The organism is Klebsiella sp. Lac1, from assembly GCF_009825425.1.
Classification (GTDB): Bacteria; Pseudomonadota; Gammaproteobacteria; order Enterobacterales; family Enterobacteriaceae; genus Klebsiella; species Klebsiella electrica.
Genome location: NZ_VJZJ01000001.1, coordinates 496,200 through 510,469 on the forward strand (window position 1 = coordinate 496,200; position 14,270 = coordinate 510,469).

Annotated in this window: 14 protein-coding genes; 12 read left to right on the plus strand and 2 right to left on the minus strand. The window is 57.8% G+C overall.

The window, feature by feature from the left end; genetic code table 11:
* Positions 1-120: 120 nt before the first annotated feature.
* A complete protein-coding gene (phrB, locus tag FNY10_RS02325) occupies positions 121-1,563 on the plus strand; it encodes a deoxyribodipyrimidine photo-lyase (RefSeq protein WP_160702007.1) in 1,443 nt (480 codons plus the stop codon).
* Here phrB and dtpD read toward each other — a convergent pair.
* On the minus strand, positions 1,535-3,013 hold the full coding sequence (gene dtpD / locus FNY10_RS02330; RefSeq protein WP_160702005.1) for a dipeptide permease DtpD: 1,479 nt from the start codon (positions 3,011-3,013) through the stop codon (positions 1,535-1,537). The genes phrB and dtpD overlap by 29 nt on opposite strands.
* A gap of 270 nt (positions 3,014-3,283) precedes the next feature.
* Between dtpD and FNY10_RS02335 the strand changes: the two genes are divergently transcribed.
* The 8 genes from FNY10_RS02335 to nei all read left to right on the plus strand — a co-directional run bounded on the left by FNY10_RS02335 (position 3,284) and on the right by nei (position 9,603).
* Complete coding sequence (locus tag FNY10_RS02335; protein ID WP_100685661.1) at positions 3,284-4,027, plus strand: type 2 GTP cyclohydrolase I; 744 nt, start codon at positions 3,284-3,286, stop codon at positions 4,025-4,027.
* A gap of 13 nt (positions 4,028-4,040) precedes the next feature.
* Positions 4,041-4,697 carry a 5-oxoprolinase subunit PxpB gene (gene pxpB, locus FNY10_RS02340; RefSeq protein WP_141965086.1) on the plus strand — a complete coding sequence of 219 codons (657 nt, stop codon included), beginning with the start codon at positions 4,041-4,043 and terminating at the stop codon, positions 4,695-4,697.
* Positions 4,691-5,623, plus strand: coding sequence for a 5-oxoprolinase subunit PxpC (gene pxpC / locus FNY10_RS02345; protein WP_141965085.1), 933 nt, complete (start codon positions 4,691-4,693; stop codon positions 5,621-5,623). Before pxpB ends, pxpC begins: the two co-directional genes overlap by 7 nt.
* Complete coding sequence (gene pxpA, locus FNY10_RS02350; RefSeq protein WP_141965084.1) at positions 5,613-6,359, plus strand: 5-oxoprolinase subunit PxpA; 747 nt, start codon at positions 5,613-5,615, stop codon at positions 6,357-6,359. Before pxpC ends, pxpA begins: the two co-directional genes overlap by 11 nt.
* Positions 6,360-6,421: 62 nt before the next feature.
* Complete coding sequence (locus FNY10_RS02355; protein WP_160702003.1) at positions 6,422-7,150, plus strand: DUF969 domain-containing protein; 729 nt, start codon at positions 6,422-6,424, stop codon at positions 7,148-7,150.
* The gene (locus FNY10_RS02360; RefSeq protein ID WP_160702001.1) at positions 7,147-8,142 is read left to right on the plus strand and encodes a DUF979 domain-containing protein; all 996 of its coding nucleotides are present in this window, start codon (positions 7,147-7,149) and stop codon (positions 8,140-8,142) included. Before FNY10_RS02355 ends, FNY10_RS02360 begins: the two co-directional genes overlap by 4 nt.
* A gap of 9 nt (positions 8,143-8,151) precedes the next feature.
* Positions 8,152-8,796 carry a pyroglutamyl-peptidase I gene (gene pcp / locus FNY10_RS02365; RefSeq protein WP_160701999.1) on the plus strand — a complete coding sequence of 215 codons (645 nt, stop codon included), beginning with the start codon at positions 8,152-8,154 and terminating at the stop codon, positions 8,794-8,796.
* 15 nt (positions 8,797-8,811) lie between these two features.
* Positions 8,812-9,603 (plus strand): endonuclease VIII, encoded by a 792-nt coding sequence (nei, locus tag FNY10_RS02370; RefSeq protein ID WP_160701997.1) that lies wholly within the window; start codon positions 8,812-8,814, stop codon positions 9,601-9,603.
* Between the two features lie 223 nt (positions 9,604-9,826).
* Here nei and gltA read toward each other — a convergent pair whose 3' ends face one another.
* Positions 9,827-11,113 carry a citrate synthase gene (gene gltA, locus FNY10_RS02375; RefSeq protein WP_100685655.1) on the minus strand — a complete coding sequence of 429 codons (1,287 nt, stop codon included), beginning with the start codon at positions 11,111-11,113 and terminating at the stop codon, positions 9,827-9,829.
* A gap of 637 nt (positions 11,114-11,750) precedes the next feature.
* On the opposite strand from gltA, the gene sdhC reads away from it, so the two are divergent.
* From sdhC to sdhA, 3 genes are read left to right on the plus strand one after another with little or no spacing between them, the layout of a single operon-like run.
* On the plus strand, positions 11,751-12,155 hold the full coding sequence (gene sdhC / locus FNY10_RS02380; RefSeq protein WP_004859662.1) for a succinate dehydrogenase cytochrome b556 subunit: 405 nt from the start codon (positions 11,751-11,753) through the stop codon (positions 12,153-12,155).
* Positions 12,149-12,496 (plus strand): succinate dehydrogenase membrane anchor subunit, encoded by a 348-nt coding sequence (gene sdhD, locus FNY10_RS02385; RefSeq protein WP_004859665.1) that lies wholly within the window; start codon positions 12,149-12,151, stop codon positions 12,494-12,496. Before sdhC ends, sdhD begins: the two co-directional genes overlap by 7 nt.
* On the plus strand, positions 12,496-14,262 hold the full coding sequence (sdhA, locus tag FNY10_RS02390) for a succinate dehydrogenase flavoprotein subunit (RefSeq protein ID WP_160702561.1): 1,767 nt from the start codon (positions 12,496-12,498) through the stop codon (positions 14,260-14,262). Before sdhD ends, sdhA begins: the two co-directional genes overlap by 1 nt.
* Positions 14,263-14,270: the final 8 nt, after the last annotated feature.

Genomic DNA, 14,270 nt, shown 5'->3' on the forward strand with positions numbered 1-14,270 from the left:
CCTGCGCGCCTCCTGCAACACTCTATATCTGAATTTCCTGATACTTATCCCGCGGGCTACGAGTTTCTTCCGCGCTCCAGGGGTATCGAATCCATGAATGTTACTGATTGCAGGAGTTTTATGGCCACTCATCTGGTTTGGTTTCGCGCTGACCTACGTATCCATGACAACCTGGCGCTTGCCGCCGCCTGTCGCGATCCGCATGCCCGCGTGCTGGCGCTGTTTATCGCCACGCCGGGCCAGTGGCGTCAGCACGGTATGGCGCCGCGGCAGGCGGCTTTTATCGTCCGCCATCTGCGTAGCCTGCAGTCAGCTCTTGCCGAGCGGGGGATAGCGCTGCAGGTGGCGGAGGCGGAGGATTTTTCGGCCAGCGTCCAGCTACTGACGGACTATTGCGCGCAGCAGCAGGTCAGCCACCTGTTTTATAACTACCAGTACGAAATTAACGAGCGTCAGCGCGATGCGGCGGTGGAAAAACGGCTGAGCGGCGTGGTGTGTCACGGGTTTGACGATGCGCTGTTACTGTCTCCCGGCAGCGTGCTGACCGGTAATCACGAAATGTATAAAGTGTTTACGCCCTTTAAAAACGCTTTTCTCCGTCGATTGCGCGAGGCGCTGCCGGAGTGCGTCGCCGCACCGACGGTACGCAGCCACGGCCCCCTGGCGCCAGCGCCGCTGCCGGAGATTCGCTATCCGCAGGAGGCTTTCGACCCACACCTTTTTGCCGACGATGAGAAAACGGCTATCGCCCGGCTGCGTCATTTCTGCCAGCAAAAAGCCGCCGGTTATGATCTGCAGCGTGATTTTCCCGCCACGGAAGGCACCAGCCGACTGTCGCCATGTCTGGCCGTGGGCGTACTTTCCCCACGTCAGTGCCTGCATCGACTGCTGGCTGAGCAGCCCGCAGCGCTCGACGGCGAAGCAGGTTCCGTCTGGCTGAACGAACTTATCTGGCGGGAATTTTATCGGCATTTGATGGTGTTCTACCCGCAGTTATGCAAGGGGCGTCCGTTTATTGCCTGGACCGATAACGTGGCATGGCGGGACGATGAGCAAGGATTAGAGGCGTGGCAAGCCGGGAAGACGGGTTTTCCGATTGTCGATGCCGCGATGCGCCAGCTCAATGCCACAGGCTGGATGCATAACCGGCTGCGGATGATTGCCGCCAGTTTTCTGGTCAAGGATCTGCGCATCGACTGGCGCGCGGGCGAACGCTATTTTATCAACCAGCTGATTGATGGCGATCTGGCGGCGAATAACGGCGGGTGGCAGTGGGCCGCCTCGACAGGCACCGACGCCGCCCCTTATTTTCGTATATTTAATCCAACCACCCAGGGCGAGAAGTTTGATAAAGCGGGGGTGTTTATTCGGCAATGGCTGCCTGAGCTGGCGGACGTTCCTGATAACGCGCTGCATCAGCCGTGGCGATGGGCCGATAAGCAGGGGGTGACCCTGAACTATCCGCGCCCGCTGGTCGATCATAAGCAGGCGCGGCTGGAGACGCTGGCGGCCTGGGAGGCTGCCAGTAAAATCCTTACTCCACGGCCAGGGCGCGGCTCCTGACCCGCAGGGCGTGATACAGCCAGATGATCAGCACCAGGCCGACGCAGGCTAAAGACCCCCAGGTGATTTGGCTGAACACGTTAATATAGGCATCAATGGCGTAGCTGGTCGCACCGGCTTCATCGAACGCGCCCTGCGCCGTCTGGTCGGCAATCACGCCGGCCAGATAGTTGGCGATGGCGCCGGAGAGCAGCATATAGATTCCGGTCAGCACGCCGGTCACGCCGGGGATTGCGATGCGGGTGATTTGCGCCATCGCCACCGGATCGATAAACAGCTCGGCAAAGCCCATCACCGCGAGGCCCAGCACCATCAGCGGCATCGACGATTGTCCGTAAGCGGCTGACCAGCGCGCGCTCAGGGTCAGAATGCAGAAGCCGGCACTCATCAGCCCCAGACCCAGCGCAAATTTCCCCCAGATCCGCACGGTACGGTTGCCGTTGATATTCTCTTTCACCAGCCAGGCCAGCACCATTCCGCAGAACATGACCGCAAAGGCGTTCACCGACTGGAACATCGCGGTCGGGACCTCATAACGCATGATATGCCGGTTCACGAAGCGGTCGATATACAGGCTGATGGAGCTGCCGCCCTGTTGCGCGAAAGCCCAGAACAGCAGGCTGAACCCGGTCAGGACGATAATGAGCCGCAGGTCTCGACGCTGTCTGGCCGTCTCTGCCCGCCGATAAATTCTGGCCAGTACCACCAGGCCGACAATCGTCGCCACGATCAACGCATAGACCGACCACTCTTGCCAGAACAGTACGCCGATCAGCAGCGGGGCCGCGATCAGCAGAACCAGCAGCCAGCCCCAGGTGGGCAGCATAAAGCGGCGCGCGCAGAGCGCCTCGCGGTTGACGCCCGAGGTGTGGCGGAAATGGCGACTGCCGCAGAGGAAAATCACCAGCCCGGCAATCATCCCGACGGCGGCGAGGGCGAAGCCCATGGCCCAGCTGTACTCTTCCTGCACATATCCGCAGGCGATGGGAGCGACGATCGAACCGATATTTCCCGCCGCATACATCAGCGAGAAGCCGCCGTCGCGGCGTGGATCGGTGGGCTCGTACAGCTCGCCCAACAGGCAGCTGACGTTGGATTTAAACAATCCGTAGCCGCAGACGATGATGGCGAGCGACAGATAGAGGAAGGTCGGCGCAATTTCGCTGGCGCCCAACACCAGGTGGCCAATGGCCATCAACAACGCGCCGAGCATCACCGCCATTCGGTTGCCGAGGAGTTTATCGGCCAGAAAACCGCCGAGAATCGGCGTGACGTACACCAGCGAGCAGTAGGCGCTGAAGAGGGCGTAGGCGTGGCTATCGTCGTACTTAAGCTGATTGGTGAGATACAAAATCAGCAGCGCCCGCATCCCGTAAAAACTAAAGTATTCCCAAATTTGCAGCGCCACGACGTAATAGATTGCGCGCGGCTGCGAGGATTGTCTGTTCATGTAACGCCTGGTTCCTGCCGTAATACGAAAGTCGATCTTTCTGCATGAATAGCGGTTTGGTAGTGATATTCATGGTCTTAAAGGCTTTCTGGTTATTTAATATGCTTTAATAGTGCATAAATATACACGAATGCATTATGGGGTGGGTAGACAAATTGCGGGATTAAGCTAAAAGTCAAATGATAGGCTCTCGCCGAGAGGCTATCGACGATCTACGCGGATACCGCTATGTTATGCCTGTGCACAAAATGATGACCTGATGGAGCGGCAATGAAAAATAGTGAACTGGAACAACTGATTAACGAAAAGCTCAATAGCGCGACATTCAGCGACTACGCGCCAAATGGCCTGCAGGTGGAAGGGCGTGAAACGGTGCAAAAAATTATCACCGGCGTCACCGCCAGTCAGGCGCTGTTGGATGAAGCCGTGCGCCTGCAGGCAGATGCGGTGATTGTTCATCATGGTTATTTCTGGAAAGGCGAATCGCCGGTGATTCGCGGCATTAAACGCCAGCGTCTGAAGACGCTGCTGGCGAATGATATCAATCTCTATGGCTGGCATCTGCCGCTGGATGCCCACCCGGAGCTGGGGAATAACGCCCAGCTGGCGCAACTGCTCGGAATGACTATCAAGGGCGAAATTGAGCCGCTGCTCCCGTGGGGAGAGTTGTCGATGCCGGTTTCCGGGCTCGAGCTGGCCTCGTGGATTGAGGCGCGCCTGGGACGCAAACCGCTATGGTGCGGGGATACCGGGCCAGAAAAAGTGGCCCGTGTCGCCTGGTGTACCGGCGGTGGTCAGAGCTTTATTGACAGCGCCGCTCGCTTCGGCGTCGATGCGTTTATTACCGGCGAGGTCTCGGAGCAAACCATCCACTCCGCGCGCGAGCAGTCCCTGCATTTTTATGCCGCCGGGCACCATGCCACTGAACGCGGCGGTATTCGCGCGTTGAGCGAATGGCTGACGGAAAATACCGATCTGGATGTGACCTTTATTGATATTCCTAACCCGGCCTGATGAGAGAGAAAAAGTGCAGCGAGCGCGTTGTTACATGTTAGGCGAAACCGCCGTGGTTCTGGAGCTCGATCCCCCGCTGACGCTGGAGAGTCAAAAGCGTATCTGGCGGCTGGCCCAAAGACTGGCGGATCATGAAGAGGCCCTGGATGCGATACCGGGGATGAACAATATTACCGTGGTCCTGCGCCATCCGCAGACGATGGCATGGGATGCGATTGAGCAGTTGCAGCGCTGGTGGGAGGAGAGTGAGGCGCTTGAGCCGCAGTCGCGGCTGATGACCATTCCGGTTATCTACGGCGGTGAAGACGGCCCCGATCTGGCAAACGTGGCGCTCCACAGCGGGCTGACGGCAAAGCAGGTCGTTGAACTGCACGCCTCCGTCGAGTACGTGGTGTGGTTTCTTGGTTTCCAGCCAGGATTTCCCTATCTCGGCGGACTGCCGGAACGTTTAGCGATGCCGCGACATGCGGAACCGCGTCTGCGGGTCCCCGCCGGCTCTGTCGGCATCGGCGGCGCGCAAACCGGCGTGTATCCGCTGGCGACGCCGGGCGGATGGCAGCTGCTGGGCCGCACCCCGCTGGCGCTTTTTGATCCCATGCGTCAGGAGCCCGTGCTGCTGCGTGCCGGCGATCGCGTTCGCTTTGTGCCGCAAAAGGAGGGGATATGCTGAAGATGATCCGCGCCGGAATGTACTCCTCGGTACAGGATGGCGGGCGTGAAGGACAGCGGCAGTCGGGGATCAGTCTCTGCGGCGCGCTGGATAAACCTTCGCTGGTGATTGCCAACCTGCTGGTCGGCAACGCGGCGAATGCCGCCGCGCTGGAGATTACGCTCGGCCAGGTGGATATTCTGTTTGAACGCGATTGCTGGTTTGCGCTGACCGGTGCCGCCTGTGAAGCCATGCTGGACGACAAGCCGGTATGGGTTGGCTGGCGAATGGCGGCGAAGGCCGGGCAGCATCTGGTGCTTAAAAACCCGCAGTACGGGATCCGCAGCTATCTGGCGGTGGCCGGAGGCATTGATGTTCCGCAGGTGCTTGGCTCGCGCTGTACCGATCTGAAAGTCGGCATTGGCGGCCTTGAAGGGCGGCGGCTGCAGGATGGCGATCGGCTGAAACTGGGAAAAGCGTCCCGACGATTCAGCGCGTCGCGTGGCGTTAAGTCACTGCCGGTCGGGAACCGCATCCGCGCGTTACCGGGGCCGGAGTACCATGAATTTGATCGGGCTTCGCAGGGGGCGTTCTGGCGTTCCCCCTGGCAGCTTAGTGCCCAGAGTAACCGGATGGGATATCGCCTGCAGGGCCAACCGCTTACCCGCACCACCGATCGCGAAATGTTCTCGCACGGCCTGCTGCCGGGCGTGGTGCAGGTCCCGCATAACGGCCAGCCGATTGTTCTGATGAACGACGCGCAGACCACCGGCGGCTACCCGCGTATTGCCTGTATTATCGACGCTGATATGTACCAGCTGGCGCAAATTCCGCTAGGCCAGCCGATTCACTTTGTTCCGTGCACGCTGGAAGAGGCGTTGAAAGCGCGTGCGGATCAGCAGCGTTATCTGGAACAACTGGCATGGAGACTGAGCGATGATCATTGATTTAAATGCCGATCTGGGGGAAGGCTGCGCGAGCGATAGCGCGTTGTTACAGCTGGTCTCCTCCGCCAATATCGCCTGCGGTTTTCACGCCGGCGATGCGTTACTGATGCATAAATGCGTGCGCGAGGCGTTGAAAAACGGCGTGGCCGTCGGGGCGCATCCCAGCTTTCCCGATCGGGAAAATTTTGGCCGCACCGCAATGCAGCTGCCGCCGGAGACGGTCTATGCCCAGATGCTGTATCAGATTGGCGCGCTGGCGGCGATCGTGCGCGCGGAAGGCGGTGAACTCAGGCACGTGAAGCCGCACGGTATGCTTTACAACCAGGCGGCAAAAGAGGCGCCGCTGGCCGATGCGATTGCCCGGGCGGTGCGGGATTTCGATCCTGCGCTGATCCTGGTCGGGCTGGCCGGCAGTGAATTAATTCGCGCCGGACAACATTACAAGCTGGCTACGCGGCAGGAGGTGTTCGCCGATCGCGGGTATCTGGCTGACGGTAGTCTGGTGCCGCGTTCACAGCCTGGGTCGCTTATCGACAGCGAAGAGCAGGCGTTGGCGCAGACGCTGGAAATGGTGCAACACAATCGGGTACGCAGTATCACCGGTGAATGGGCGCACGTTATCGCCGACACCGTGTGTCTTCACGGCGACGGCGAGCATGCGCTGGATTTTGCGCGCCGTTTGCGTGCGGCTTTTGCCGGACGCAATATTCAGGTCAGCGCGGAAACAGAAGAATAAAACAATAATTATTAAGGCATTACAACACTCACAACAACACTCACAACGAACAGGACGTTATCATGGGAGAAGCGATATCTCTCTGGCCGCTGATCGGCATTGCCGTGATTGTGGTCGGATTTGTTTTGCGTTTTAATCCGGTTTTAGTGGTTATTATCTCTGGAATTGTTACCGGCGTGGCGGCGCAAATGCCCATCGCCACCATTCTGGAAAAGCTGGGGGAGGGGTTTCTTAACACCCGCAACCTGCCATTTATTCTCTTGCTGCCGCTGGCGGTCATTGGGCTACTTGAACGGCATGGCCTGAAAGAGCGCGCCCAGGCGTGGATCGCGAAGATCCACAGCGCCACCGCCGGACGTCTGCTGATCGTCTACCTGTTCGTGCGCGAAGCGACGGCTGCGCTGGGGTTAACCAGCCTGGGGGGCCATCCGCAAATGGTGCGTCCGCTGCTGGCGCCGATGGCGGAAGGGGCGGCGGAAAAAACGTTAGGTCCGCTTCCCGGCAGCATTCGCTATCGCTTACGCGCGATGTCGGCGGCGACGGACAACGTCGGCCTGTTCTTTGGCGAAGACATTTTCGTCGCCTTCGGCGCCATCATCTTTATGCACAACTTTATGCTGGAGTCCGGTGGGATCCAGACCGAACCGCTGCATATTGCCCTGTGGGGGATCCCGACGGCGATGTGCGCCTTCGCGATCCATTCCGCGCGTCTGTGGCGACTCGATCGTCACCTGCAGCGCGAGTTGGATAAAGTGAACGCCGCCGCACAGGCGAAAGGCGGTGTCGCATGAATTTTCAACAAACCTGGCTCTACTGGCTGGCGGGTGTCGTTCTGCTGGTGGTCGCGGTCATGTCATGGCGCGACAAAAGTAACCCTCGTCGCCTGACCACCGGCCTGTTCTGGGGGCTGTACGGTCTGCTGTTCCTGCTTGGCGACTGGACTTATCAGCTGGTAGACGACAAGCGCTCGGTCAATATTGCCGTCGGCGTTGCCGTCGTGGCGCTGGCGCTGATCGCCGGTTTTGGCGGTGTCAGGCTGGGTAGCTATCACCAGCGCACCGAGGAAGAGCGAACCGCCAGCGCGACCCGCCTGGGTAACCGGCTGTTTTATCCGGCGCTGGCTATTCCGGTTGTCACGGTGATCGGGGTGCTGCTGTTTAATAACCTGCCATCGTGGCAAGTCCGGGTGTTTGGCCCGGGTAATCATGCCACGCTGATTACGCTGTTTTCGATGACCGCCGGGACGCTGATTGGCCTGATGATGGCGATTCGCATGACCCGGGAAAAGGTCGCACAGCCGCTGCAGGAGGCGCGTCGTCTGCTGGATTCGGTAGGCTGGGCGTTTATTTTGCCGCAGATCCTGGCGGTGCTGGGGCTGCTGTTTACCACTGCCGGAGTGGGTAGCAGTATTGCCTGGCTCACCGAGAATTATCTGGCGGTGGACAGCCGCTTTGTCGCTGTGGCGGTCTACACCATCGGCATGGCGCTGCTGACGATGGTCATGGGCAATGCGTTTGCTGCCTTCCCGATTGTCACGGCGGGGATTGGTATTCCGATTCTGGTGCTTCAGCACGGCGGTAATCCGGCGGTGATGGCAGCGATCGGTATGTTCTCCGGTTACTGCGGCACCCTGATGACGCCGATGGCGGCAAACTTCAACATCGTGCCGGCGGCGCTGCTGGAACTGCCGGATAAAAATGCGGTGATTAAGGCTCAGATTCCGACCGGCGTACTGCTGCTGATCGTCAACGTATTTCTACTCTATTTCCTGATGTTCCTGTAAGGAGGAAAGATGGCGGGCGTATTAATCACCGGATTTGAACCCTTTGGCGGTGAGGCGGTGAACCCTTCGTGGGAAGTGGTTAAGCAGCTCGACGGCGCGATGGTGGCCGGTGAGCGCGTGGTCGCGCGACAGCTGCCCTGTGTATTTGGTGAGGCTCTGACGGCGCTGTATGCGGCGCTGGATGAGCATCAACCGGTGTTAACGATAGCGGTCGGGCAGGCGGGTGGTCGTGTCGATATTACCGTCGAACGCGTCGCGATAAACGTCGATGATGCGCGTATTGCCGATAATAAAGGCCAGCAGCCGGTTGATGTGCCGGTGGTGGCCGGCGGTCCGGCGGCCTGGTTCAGCAGCCTGCCGGTGAAAGCGATTGTCGCGGCGCTGCGCGGGCAGGGCATACCGGCATCGGTGTCGCAAACGGCGGGGACATTCGTCTGCAACCATGTGATGTATGGTCTGCTGCAGGCATTAAACGGGAGAAGCGGAGCGAAAGGCGGTTTTATCCATATTCCGTACCTTCCGGAGCAGGCGGCCGCCCATCCGGGGGAGGCGAGTATGGCGCTACCAACGGTCCGTGCGGCGCTGGAGACGGCGATTGCCGTCTCCTTGCGCCAGGAAGGCGATGTGAAAATCGTCGGCGGGGCCACGCACTAACATAAGGACGCTACTATGCCGGAAGGTCCGGAGATCCGCCGCGCGGCGGATAGCCTGGAGGCGGCGGTCAAAGGCGAACCTCTTACCGATGTCTGGTTCGCTTTTCCGCCGCTACAGGTGTATCAAGCTCAGCTGGTAGGCCAGCGGATAACCCATATAGAAACCCGCGGCAAAGCGCTGCTGACCCATTTCTCCGGCGGCCTGACGCTCTACAGTCATAATCAGCTGTACGGCGTCTGGCGCGTGGCGGCGGCGGGCGAACAGCCGGTCAGCAATAGGGTGCTGCGGGTCAGACTGCAGACGGCGGAGAAGGCGATTTTGCTCTATAGCGCGTCGGATATCACTATTCTGACGCCGGAGCAGCTGGCCAGCCATCCGTTTTTATTGCGGGTGGGACCGGATGTGCTGGATATGACGCTGACCGCGGAATCGGTCAAAGCCCGCCTGCTGTCAGCCAGATTCCGTCGGCGGCAGTTTTCCGCTTTGCTGTTGGATCAGGCGTTTCTGGCCGGGCTGGGAAACTATTTACGCGTGGAGATTCTCTGGCAGGTGGGGTTGAGCGGGCGGCATAACGCATCGGCGCTCGATGATAAGCAGCTCGACGCCCTGGCCCATGCGCTGCTGGATATTCCGCGCCTGTCGTATCATACCCGCGGTAGGGTGGATGAGAATAAACATCACGGCGCGCTGTTCCACTTTAAGGTTTTCCATCGCGATGGCGAAATTTGCGAGCGCTGCGGCGGGATTATCGAGAAAACGATGCTCGCGTCGCGGCCGTTTTACTGGTGTCCGGGATGCCAGCGTTAGCGATACGTTGCTCGCTCTTTTAGATAGCGTGCCGGTATGGCATGCGCCTGACCCGGCCCACGGTATCTACCGGTTGGGGTAGGCCCACGCAAGCGGCCTGCGCTATCGACCTGCTTTTGTCGGCCCGCGCAAGCGAAGCGCCGCCGGGCAATGCCGCCAGAACGCACTTTGTTAACAATAAAAAACGCGCCCGCAGGCGCGTTTTTGCTCTTCAGAATCGCACTTAGCCTTTGACCACGTCGGATTTGAAGTCGCGTTTTTCGTAGCCGGTATACAGCTGACGCGGACGCGCGATTTTCATGCCGTCGCTGTGCATTTCGTTCCAGTGAGCAATCCAGCCAACGGTACGCGCCATCGCGAAGATAACGGTAAACATGGAGGACGGAATGCCCATCGCTTTCAGAATGATACCGGAGTAGAAATCGACGTTCGGGTAGAGTTTCTTCTCGATAAAGTACGGGTCGTTGAGCGCGATGTGCTCAAGTTCCATGGCTACTTCCAGCAGATCGTCTTTGGTGCCCAGTTCTTTCAGCACTTCATGACAGGTTTCACGCATCACGGTGGCGCGCGGGTCGTAGTTTTTGTACACGCGGTGGCCAAAGCCCATCAGACGGAAAGAGTCGTTTTTGTCTTTCGCGCGACGGACAAATTCCGGAATGTGCTCAACGGAACTGATCTCTTCCAGCATCTTCAGCGCAGCTTCGTTCGCGCCACCGTGCGCCGGTCCCCACAGGGAGGCGATGCCCGCAGCGATACAGGCGAACGGATTCGCGCCAGAAGAACCTGCGGTACGGACGGTGGAGGTGGATGCGTTCTGTTCGTGGTCGGCGTGCAGGATCAGGATACGGTCCATAGCGCGTTCCAGTACCGGGTTAACCTCGTAGGTTTCACACGGTGTGGAGAACATCATATTCAGGAAGTTGCCCGCGTAAGAGAGGTCGTTGCGCGGATAAACGAAAGGCTGGCCGATTGAATATTTGTAACACATGGCTGCCATTGTCGGCATTTTGGACAGCAGGCGGTAGGCGGCGATTTCACGGTGGCGCGGATTGTTGACATCCAGAGAGTCGTGATAGAACGCGGCCAGCGCGCCGGTGATACCGCACATCACCGCCATCGGGTGGGAGTCGCGGCGAAACGCGTGGAACAGACGGGTAATCTGCTCGTGGATCATGGTGTGGCGGGTAACGATGGTCTTGAATTCGTTGTACTGTTCCTGGTTCGGTTTTTCACCGTTCAGCAGGATGTAACACACTTCGAGGTAGTTGGACTCGGTCGCTAACTGATCGATCGGGAAACCGCGGTGGAGCAGGATACCTTCATCACCATCGATAAACGTGATTTTAGATTCACACGATGCGGTGGAAGTGAAACCAGGGTCAAAGGTGAATACGCCTTTTGATCCAAGACTACGAATATCAATAACATCCTGACCGAGCGTGCCCTTTAGCACATCCAGTTCAATAGCAGTATCACCGCCTAGGGTGATTTTTGCTTTAGCATCAGACATTTATGGTCTCCTTAGCGCCTTTATTGCGTAAGACTGCCGGGTGTGGATTTGCCTTCGGCCCGTGTCTGATTACGTTACCAGTTTGTTATGTTGCACACAGCTCTGCGTCAGCGGAAATGGCAGGGTACAGAGCAAAGGCGCTTGATGGTACGTCTTCAGCCTACGACGAAACAGCAGCAAATCAGCGTTTTAGCAGTCCGAATTTAAAAATCTGTATACCACTAATAACTGTCCTGATTACATCGGTCAATACCATCACACTGTTGCATAACTTATTCTCAGGTGAAAGAGTGACCCCATAACTTTTGCGCATTATTGCATTTATCTGGTAATGGTTGTAACAAGAATGTTTAATATTTGTCAAATCAGGTGATTAAAATTTAAAATAATGTTGTTATCGTGACCTCGATCACTGTTCGGGACAAAACCCGACAAACTATATGTAGGTTAATTGTAATGATTTTGTGAACGGCCTATACTGCCGCCAGGTCTCCGGAACACCCTGCAATCCCGAGCCACCCAGCGTTGTCTGGTCACGTTTTAGCTCTTGAAAAGGGGTTTTATCATGACCACTGGTTATAGAAAGGACGCTGTCTGACCCGCAAGCAGACCGGAGGAAGGAAACAATAAGAACAGCATGTGGGCGTTATTCATGGTAAGAAATGTGAAAAAACAAAGACCTGTCAATCTGGATCTGCAAACGATCCGGTTCCCAATCACGGCGATAGCGTCCATTCTCCATCGCGTTTCCGGTGTGATCACCTTCGTGGCGGTCGGGATTCTGCTTTGGTTGCTGGGCACCAGCCTTTCCTCTCCAGAAGGTTTCCTCGTTGCGTCTTCCATCATGGATAGCTTCTTTGTGAAGTTCATCATGTGGGGCATCCTGACCGCGCTGGCCTACCACGCCGTTGTCGGTATCCGCCACCTGTTGATGGATTTTGGCTACCTGGAAGAAACCCTCGAAGTAGGGACACGCTCCGCTAAGATTTCTTTTGTTATTACTGTCGTGCTTTCACTTCTCGCAGGAGTCCTCGTATGGTAAGCAACGCCTCAGCACTGGGACGCAACGGCGTACATGACTTCATTCTGGTTCGTGCTACCGCCATCGTTCTGACCCTTTACATCATCTATATGGTCGGCTTTTTCGCCACCACCGGTGAAATTTCCTGGGAAGTCTGGACGGGTTTTTTCTCCTCCGCATTCACTAAAGTCTTCACCCTGTTAGCCCTCGTCTCCATTCTGATTCATGCCTGGATCGGGATGTGGCAGGTGTTGACGGACTACGTTAAACCGCTGGCTGTACGCTTAATTTTGCAACTGGTTATCGTTGTTGCGCTGGTGGCTTACGTTCTTTATGGATTTGTTGTGGTGTGGGGTGTGTGATGAAATTGCCTGTCAGAGAATTTGATGCAGTTGTGATTGGTGCCGGTGGCGCAGGTATGCGCGCGGCGCTGCAAATTTCCCAGAGCGGCCAGACCTGTGCGCTGCTCTCTAAAGTGTTCCCTACCCGTTCCCATACCGTTTCCGCGCAGGGTGGCATCACCGTGGCGCTCGGTAATACCCATGAAGATAACTGGGAATGGCATATGTATGACACGGTGAAAGGTTCCGATTATATCGGCGACCAGGATGCCATCGAATATATGTGTAAGACCGGCCCGGAAGCGATTCTGGAGCTTGACCATATGGGGCTGCCGTTCTCCCGTCTGGAGAATGGCACCATTTATCAACGTCCGTTTGGCGGCCAGTCGAAAAACTTCGGCGGCGAACAGGCGGCACGTACCGCGGCTGCGGCTGACCGTACCGGTCACGCGCTGCTGCATACCCTTTATCAGCAAAACCTGAAAAACCACACCACCATTTTCTCCGAGTGGTATGCGCTGGATCTGGTGAAAAACGCCGATGGCGCGGTGGTGGGTTGTACCGCGCTGTGCATTGAAACCGGGGAAGTGGTTTACTTCAAAGCGCGGGCGACCGTGCTGGCAACCGGCGGCGCGGGCCGTATCTACCAGTCCACCACTAACGCCCACATCAACACCGGTGACGGTGTCGGGATGGCGATTCGCGCCGGCGTGCCGGTGCAGGATATGGAAATGTGGCAGTTCCACCCGACCGGTATCGCCGGGGCCGGGGTTCTGGTGACGGAAGGCTGCCGCGGTGAAGGCGGTTATCTGCTGAACAAACACGGCGAGCGCTTTATGGAGCGTTACGCCCCGAATGCGAAAGACCTGGCGGGTCGTGATGTGGTGGCGCGTTCCATCATGATCGAAATCCGCGAAGGTCGCGGCTGTGACGGCCCGTGGGGCCCGCACGCGAAACTGAAACTGGACCATCTGGGCAAAGAGGTTCTGGAATCCCGTCTGCCGGGCATTCTGGAACTTTCTCGTACCTTCGCCCACGTCGACCCGGTGAAAGAGCCGATTCCGGTTATCCCGACCTGCCACTACATGATGGGCGGTATTCCGACCAAAGTGACCGGCCAGGCGCTGACCGTGAACGAGCAGGGCGAAGACGTGGTGATTCCTGGCCTGTTCGCCGTCGGCGAAATTGCCTGCGTATCGGTCCACGGCGCGAACCGTCTGGGCGGTAACTCTCTGCTTGACCTGGTGGTGTTTGGTCGTGCGGTCGGCCTGCATCTGCAGGAGTCGATTGCCGAGCAGGGCGATCTGCTTGACGCGACCGAAGCTGAAATCGATGCCTCCCTTGAGCGTCTGAACCGCTGGAACGGCAACCGTAACGGCGAAGATCCGGTAGAAATCCGTAAAGCGCTGCAAGAGTGCATGCAGCATAACTTCTCGGTCTTCCGCGAAGGCGATGCGATGGCCAAAGGGCTTAAGCAGCTGAAAGCTATCCGCGAGCGCCTGAAAAATGCGCGCCTGGATGACACCTCCAGTGAATTCAACACCCAGCGCGTTGAGTGTCTGGAGCTGGATAACCTGATGGAAACGGCCTATGCCACTGCGGTGTCGGCAAACTTCCGTACCGAGAGCCGCGGCGCGCATAGTCGCTTCGACTTCCCGGATCGTGATGACGAAAACTGGCTGTGCCATTCCCTGTATCTGCCAGAGTCGGAATCCATGACGCGTCGTAGCGTCAATATGGAACCGAAACTGCGTCCGGCATTCCCGCCGAAGATTCGTACTTATTAATGCGGAGA